The organism is Nonomuraea rhizosphaerae (genome assembly GCF_019396405.1).
In the GTDB taxonomy this organism is placed as follows: Bacteria; Actinomycetota; Actinomycetes; order Streptosporangiales; family Streptosporangiaceae; genus Nonomuraea; species Nonomuraea rhizosphaerae.
In genome coordinates this window covers 1-1,490 of record NZ_JAHKRL010000026.1, presented here as the reverse complement: position 1 = coordinate 1,490, position 1,490 = coordinate 1, and the positions used below count along the sequence as shown (strand labels likewise).

The window sequence follows — 1,490 nt, the reverse complement described above, 5'->3', positions numbered from 1 at the left end:
GGCCCCCCCCCGGCCCGCCGGCCCGTCGAGGACGCCACCCGGCGGCCGGCCCGCCTCAGCGGGTCAGCCACTCCAGCAGGAGGCGTACCCCGAACCCGGTCGCGCCCTTGGTGAGCACGCCCTCGTCCACCGTGCTGCGTCCCACGCCCGCGATGTCGAGGTGCACCCACGGCCGTCCGCCCGCGAACTCCCGCAGGAACAGCGCCGCAGTGATCGAGCCCGCCCCGTAGGTGGAGCCGGTCTCGACGTTGCTCAGGTCGGCGATCGAGGACTTCAGGGCGGGCGCGTAGTCGTCGATCAGCGGCATTCGCCACAGCTTGTCGTCGCTGTCGCGGCCGGCCTCCACCAGCTCGCCGGCGAGGTCGTCGTCGGAGGCGTAGACGGCGCCGTACCCGCGGCCCAGCGCGACGGTGATCGCCCCGGTGAGCGTGGCGATGTCCACGACCGCGTCGGGATCCAGCTCCGCGTCGGCGTAGGCCAGCGCGTCGGCCAGGACCAGCCGCCCCTCCGCGTCGGTGTTGAGCACCTCCACCGTGCGCCCGCCGTAGTGCTTGATGACGTCGCTGGGCCGCTGGGCGGTGCCGGAGGGCATGTTCTCGGCGGCGGCGACCAGGCCGGTGACCCGTACGCGGGCGCCCAGGCTCGCCAGCGCCGAGATGACCGCGATCACCACCGCGCCGCCCGCCATGTCGGTCTTCTGGGTCTTCATGTTCTCGGTCGGCTTGAGCGACAGGCCGCCCGAGTCGAACGTGATGCCCTTGCCCACCAGCACCACGTGCCGCTCCGCGGGCTCCGGCGGGTCGTAGGAGAGCTGGATGAGCCGGGGCGGGCTCGCCGAGCCCTTGCCGACGGCCAGGATGCCGCCGAAGCCCTCGGCCTGGAGCTGCTCCTCGTCCCACACGCGCACCGGGACGTCCTGCTCGGCGGCGCGCTCGGCCAGCCAGGCCGGGTTCTTCACCGACGCGGGCGTGTTGGCCAGGTCGCGGGCCAGCGCCACCGCCCGCGCCACCGCCTGCGCGCGGCGCACAGCCTCCTCGTCGGCGCCCACGAACGTCAGCGCGCGCACGGCCGGCTTGCCCGGCGAGCCGATCCTGAACGTGTACGCCGCCAGCAGCGCGGCCTCCACGAACGCCGTCACGTCACCCTCGGGCGGCACCACGGTCAGCGTCTGCCTGCCCTTGGCCTTGCGGGTGAGCAGGGCGGCCGCCTTGCGCATCGCCCGCGGCGAGCCGTCGCCGACCCCGTACAGCAGCACCCTGCCGACGCCGCCCTCGCGCGCCACCGGGACCTCGACCAGCTCGCCGGCCTCCCCCTTGGCCTCGTAGTGGGCCAGCAGGCCGGACACCGGCACGTGCAGGCCGAGCTCCACCGCCGGAGCCAGGTCGGCGCCGTAGGGGACGGCCAGCAGCTCCGCGTCGGCGGGAAGCTCGGCCACCGCCGTCGCCGTGGTCTCAATGGGCACGGATGATCACCTCAAACGTCAGCGGGGC

1 protein-coding gene is annotated in these 1,490 nt (G+C 74.6%); it reads right to left on the bottom strand.

The annotated features are described in order from the left end of the window. Positions 1 to 55 precede the first annotated feature (55 nt). Positions 56 to 1,462, bottom strand: coding sequence for a leucyl aminopeptidase (locus tag KME77_RS01230; RefSeq protein WP_219460547.1), 1,407 nt, complete (start codon positions 1,460 to 1,462; stop codon positions 56 to 58). Between the last annotated feature and the right edge of the window lie 28 nt (positions 1,463 to 1,490).